The sequence below is a fragment of the Halomonas alimentaria genome, assembly GCF_009902005.1.
Lineage (GTDB): Bacteria > Pseudomonadota > Gammaproteobacteria > Pseudomonadales > Halomonadaceae > Halomonas > Halomonas alimentaria.
Genome location: NZ_WUTT01000005.1, coordinates 1 through 5202, shown reverse-complemented (window position 1 = coordinate 5202; position 5202 = coordinate 1). Strand labels below are relative to the sequence as shown.

The 5202-nt window shown below is 58.2% G+C and carries 4 protein-coding genes and 1 pseudogene; 3 read left to right on the top strand and 2 right to left on the bottom strand.

Features of this window, described 5'->3' with window-relative positions; translation table 11 throughout:
• Positions 1 to 186 (top strand): annotated as a pseudogene (locus GRB96_RS15605) (hypothetical protein); the annotation flags it as partial.
• Between the two features lie 51 nt (positions 187 to 237).
• On the opposite strand, the gene GRB96_RS15425 reads toward GRB96_RS15605, so the two are convergent.
• On the bottom strand, positions 238 to 3786 hold the full coding sequence (locus tag GRB96_RS15425) for a peptidoglycan-binding domain-containing protein (protein ID WP_205743691.1): 3549 nt from the start codon (positions 3784 to 3786) through the stop codon (positions 238 to 240).
• 48 nt (positions 3787 to 3834) lie between these two features.
• Positions 3835 to 4305: a hypothetical protein gene (locus GRB96_RS15420; RefSeq protein WP_161433169.1), complete on the bottom strand. Its 471-nt coding sequence runs from the start codon at positions 4303 to 4305 to the stop codon at positions 3835 to 3837.
• A gap of 474 nt (positions 4306 to 4779) precedes the next feature.
• Between GRB96_RS15420 and GRB96_RS15415 the strand changes: the two genes are divergently transcribed.
• The gene (locus GRB96_RS15415; protein ID WP_161433168.1) at positions 4780 to 4986 is read left to right on the top strand and encodes a DUF6494 family protein; all 207 of its coding nucleotides are present in this window, start codon (positions 4780 to 4782) and stop codon (positions 4984 to 4986) included.
• The coding region (locus tag GRB96_RS15410; RefSeq protein ID WP_161433167.1) for an ATP-binding cassette domain-containing protein at positions 4979 to 5202 on the top strand (224 nt) is incomplete at its 3' end. The genes GRB96_RS15415 and GRB96_RS15410, both read left to right, overlap by 8 nt.

Below are 5202 nucleotides of genomic sequence, written 5' to 3'. Positions count from 1 at the left end.
GTCAGCCTGGCCATGATCCTGCTGTTCCTGGGGGCGGCCATCGCCCTGGTGGCCTGGATCTTCCGCACCGGGTACCGTCTTGGCAATGGCATCAATGGCGTCGCTGAAATGCATGGACCTTCCCGTGTCAGTGTGCCTGACACGGGAAGGTCTCATGATCAGCTTATTGAGAACAGGCTTAACTGACTGGCATTACCCAGCCGGGGCGCTTTTTTTGTGTCAGGGTGCATTCGCCACTCAAAGGCCAAAATCGACTTCGAGTGCTTCGTTCTCGGCCTGACGCCTTCGCTCATCGGCCAAGGCAGCCATGCGCACCGGATTTGCTATCGCCTGACGCAAGCTTAATATCCTGGCATCGTCGCCAAAGGTGGCGCCGATAACCAACACTTCGCTAACTGGACAGTCATCAAGGCCACCGAAAAGACCCGGCAGCGAATACGTGCTGGCCAGAGAGGACACAGCCATAACGTCCTGCTCATCAAACCAGGCCGCCCGACTGTCATTTGGCCTCAGATGACCATTCTCCCGCGCTTTCTGCCCCAAGCCAAATTGAGATTGAGAGACCCGAGCACGGGCACGCAAACCGCGCATGCAGGCCGCCGTCTTCGGGTCCAGCGGCACTGCCGCTGGAGAGGGTTGGGTATCTTGCGACCACAGCGTCAGCACTATCGACGACTGCTGTTCGATGCCGCCCAGCCTCTCTGGATCGACGGTTGGATAAGTCTCGATGAGCTTTTGCCTCAACAGCGGCCAAGATGGTCCCTTGCCGGAGGGGAACAGCTTCGTACGAGATACTGCCGTAACCGTGTCTTCGAGAATTGGAGGCTCGTGGTAAATCGCCACAAGTTCATGACGATGCGTCGACTCGAGAAGTACACCGTTATGGAAGGCTGCCCAGTCGTTGATCGGCTCTACTCCAGTCTCGCGCACGACACGCTGCCTTGATTCAACGGTGGCCTGATAACGCTGATCCGCATCGATGGCGTCGGCAAGCCTGTCGACAGCAGAGGTGAAGTCGTCACCCAGCCTTACCCCCTTGATAGAAAACTCACCCAGGGTTTCGGCATGCTCATCATCTTCCGGCCGAGAGGAGAGTGCCTGCCCTTCGGCGCCGCTCTCTGCCTGCTTCGAGAACATATGCCGGAGGCGCACGCTATTGTCGTTAATGATGACCTGTCCGCGGCCGGCGTCGAAGAGGATCACCTCTTCAGGCTCATAGCGCAGCCTCATGCCGGCGGCAAGCGTCGCTCCTCTACCGTAGGGAGTGTCCACACCGGAAACCCGCAAAGCGAGCAGAGCATCAAACGCTGGATAGTTTTCGCTGGCCTCCTGAAACTCCCGGGCACGCTCCGGCGACATGGCAAGGAAGAAACCGCGCCCGGAAGGGCCCGAACTCAACTGAACGTTAAGCACCCGATCAGCTTCGGGTGCACTAGCGCTAAACTCGGGGGAAAGGCCGGTGACAGGCCAGCCCTGACGCTCGAAATCATAGGGGGCTAGTCTTATGTTCGCCTTTACCCAGCGCCGGTCACGGTCGTCCAATCTCGCCCTGATGCCATCAGCCAATGTCTGGACAGCTTCCCTTCTGGCAAAGGCGTCCGATCTCTCAAACGCGCTACTTGCTAGTTGCTGGCGAATGATTTCCTCCGGATCCTGTCCTGCCAGCTGAGCCCCCTGCCAGAGCAGATCCCCTTTCCATGCCAGCTCGATGCGTTTGTGTTTCACGGGTGCTTCACGCTTGAAGTCGGTACTGGCGAGTTCTGGTGCCTCTTGCCATGGTGTCTGGGGTGAGTAACGTCGCACCACCAGACGAGCCGGATGCCCTGCCAGCAGCAATTGTGCCTGTCCATCCGGCAGCTGTACCACTCTCTCCGCGGTCACTCCTATCTCCACCGCGGCGAAAGGCCGACCACCGTTTTGAGGCTCTTGGTCGGGCAGCTCTTCGTTAACTTCATAGACACTTGCATCGCGTGGCAACACCACCGTCGCCTGCCTGATGCCTTGTCGAGAGCCCGCCAGAGGAAGCGAGATGACCCGGAAGTTCTCGACCGGAAGCCCGAGCGCCTCCGAGAGCTCGACAACGCCTCGTCTGTTCGGGTCGTCCAGGAAGTCCGCCAGGCTGCGCTCGCCGGATATCAACTCCTTGCCGTACCCGACCCGGAAGGCGAATTTCAGGCCCGTTTCGTCCTCGAACAGGTCAGTGGCCGAGAGCTCACCCAGGCCGACCTCCCGGGCACGCGCTTCGATCAGTGCCACCTCGTCATCACTATCCAGCCACCATGGACGATCGAAGTCATCGAGCCTGCGCGCCGCGGGGGTATCGCCCGCGTCGTGCAGGTCATCGTCGTCATAGCGATGGAGCACCTCAGCGAGGTCCTGCCCGGAGCGAACCTCCCAGGCGGCCGAGGGGCTCGCCACATAGTCAAGCCGGACATGCCCACGGTCATCTTGTCCAACGCTGGCGGTCAGCGTGGCCGGTATCGCCAGGAGGAAGCGCGTGCCACCCAGGCGCTTCACCCACTCCTCGGCCGTCGTGGGGTCCACCGGGATGCCATTGGGCCGCAGCGGGGTATCAACTGTCACCCTTGCGGGATGACCCCGCACCGACTTGATGACCTGTCCTCTGCCGCTGAAACAGCTCTGCATCGACTTATCGGCGATCGGAAACCGCTTCTGCTCAAAGTCATACTTTTCCACCGACAGTGCGCAGATCAGGGTCATGGTGGCCTTTGCGGGCCGCGCCTCCCTCGACACGGCGACGCGCGCCTTGTCCCTCAGCGCCTCTTCCAGGCGGGCAGCCTCGAACTGATTCATCCGCACGGCATGGTTCAGCATGACCATCGACTGCTGCGACGAGGAGATCCCCATGTTGTTTCGGAACAGCGTCTCAACACGCTCGAAGCGCGCCGGCTCGATTCCTGCCTGGTGGAACGCCTGACGCGCCTCCTCGAGGGTCAGCGGCTGACTATCCAGGAACTGTCGCTCCAGCTCCGTGCCCAGCACCTGCTCAGCCACCATCGCGGCCAGGCGCTGCTGCTGCCGCCCCCGCCAGCCATCATCATCGCGCCAGTTCCTCGGGAGGTTGTTCCAGGAACCGGTGCTGACGATCAGCAGCGACTCGTCGACCGCTTGCGGCGCAGCCTCACCCGCTTGCCGGCCCTGAGCGGCATCGGTAGCCGACACGACGACACCCTGTCGCGCTTGTCCGCCTCCCGTACCCGCGAGGGTCTCTCCGCGCTCCTGCAGCCCGGCTTGCAGCGAGAGCACCAGCGAGGCGCTTGGCTGGCCGCTCGGATCAAGCCCCCGGTCGGACTGAAAGGCGCGGATGGCGCCCGCCGTTTTCCTTCCCATCAGGCCGTCCACCGGACCCGCAGAATATCCCAGTCGATTGAGCATATCCTGAACACGGGCAATGGTTTCCTTCGACTCATGGGTCGCATAGGTCGAGCGTTGTTGGCGGTCTCCAGGGTGTGTTGGCGACAGCCTGGCACCGGCCACTCGATGGTCGCTTTGAGCGCGACGCCGCTGCTGCTCCTGGAGCCGGCGCTGACGCTGCCTCTCGGCTTGCCGCCTGTATGTCTCCTGGCGCCTGAGCTCCTCTTCGCGTCGCATCGCTTCCTGGCGGCGATACTCCTCTTGTCGGCGGACATTATCCTCCTGAAGAATCGCCCTCCCAACTCCTTCAATCACCCCTCGCAACAGATTTTCCTGAGCATAGACAGGAAAAGAAAAACCAACTAAAAAAACTATACAAATGAAATTTTTTATTGATGCTTTAGCGGACATGGTTTTCACCCCACTTTATTTTCTATCTAGCGTCAGCTTGACAGGCTGCTATAATCGACAGGTTGTGCGAAAATCTTGCATTGCCCGTGCCGAACCTATCATTCCTGTGCGAAAGAAAACCCCTGCCTGGGGCGAACTAATCTCCATTTCCGCACCTTGAGCGAAGAACTGTTTACCTTCCTCGCCTAACAGGAGCCTTCCGATTAGAGCATTGTCCATCCCACCCATATACTCAGTGTCGATGGCATAACGGCCTGTACGGCCGTCCGGCAAGGTAATCCAGACGATAAGCGAAGGATTATGATGCAGACTTTGATGCAGGGGTGTGTCTCCTCCAATAAGCGTAAAGGAAAGGTTATCCTCACCTGATAAACACCCCAACATAAGCGACTTATCACCACTCCTTGTCTGATAATATATATTATCGTCTCTTGCAGATGACATCTTGCTCCAATCTTGGGCCCATACCTGAAACGACAGGGTTATCGCACATATGCCAAGCACTATATTTTTATTCATTTTCCCATCCTCGAACCATTCCTAATCGATAATGATTATCTCAACAATCCTTCCTTACCGCATCGAACACTCAACTATTTAAAAAATAGTCAAGCACAAAAAGGATACGACTTACTCAACCCTATCTTGGCAGAAAGCCGCATCCTATTGACAATCCCATTAAAATAGAAAAATATTATTAAGCAGAAATCGAAAAACCCCAGATACCTCTTTAATTAAACGGTAGTCACTGCCCGAGTTTCCGGCAAGAAAATCGAACGACTTCCCCCGCATCAGCCCAATTATCGGGTATGGGTTTGATGCGTCAGATGCCTACCTCAGGATAAGGGAGCACCCTATCCCCCTTTTGAGAATGAAGATGGAGGCAGTGCAGGATCTGTATATACAGTCTCTTTACGGCACGTCCCCCCACGACAGCAACGGCCGGTAACGGTAGGATAGGAACGCTACCTCTCTTACGTAAGGAGCCTCCCCATGAATCAGGACGCGTTTCAGCACAGCATCCGCACGCTGCTTAAGAATGTCGGCGTGAATACCCAGCAGGAGATCGAGAAGGCCGTTCAACAGGCGATCGACGAGGGGAAGCTGAAGGGCGACGAGCACCTGCCGGCGCGTGTCACCGTGGAGGTGGATGGCATCGACCTGGCACTGACCTTCGACAGGGATATCACCCTTGAGTGAGGCCCGGGACCGTACGGTCATTCGCGTCGAGGGGCTGGGCAAGACCTTCTCGGGGGGCTTCGAGGCCCTCAAGGACATCGACCTGGAGATCCGCCGTGGCGAGATCTTCGCCCTGCTCGGTCCCAACGGTGCGGGCAAAACCACCTTGATCAGCGTGATCTGCGGACTGGTCAACCCCAGCCGTGGGCGGGTGCTGGTCGATGGCTATGACAACGT

Coding starts and splice junctions, on each gene's coding strand:
- GRB96_RS15425 (WP_205743691.1), bottom strand. CDS start 3,786: ATGTCCGCTAAAGCATCAATAAAAAATTTCATTTGTATAGTTTTTTTA.
- GRB96_RS15420 (WP_161433169.1), bottom strand. CDS start 4,305: ATGAATAAAAATATAGTGCTTGGCATATGTGCGATAACCCTGTCGTTT.
- GRB96_RS15415 (WP_161433168.1), top strand. CDS start 4,780: ATGAATCAGGACGCGTTTCAGCACAGCATCCGCACGCTGCTTAAGAAT.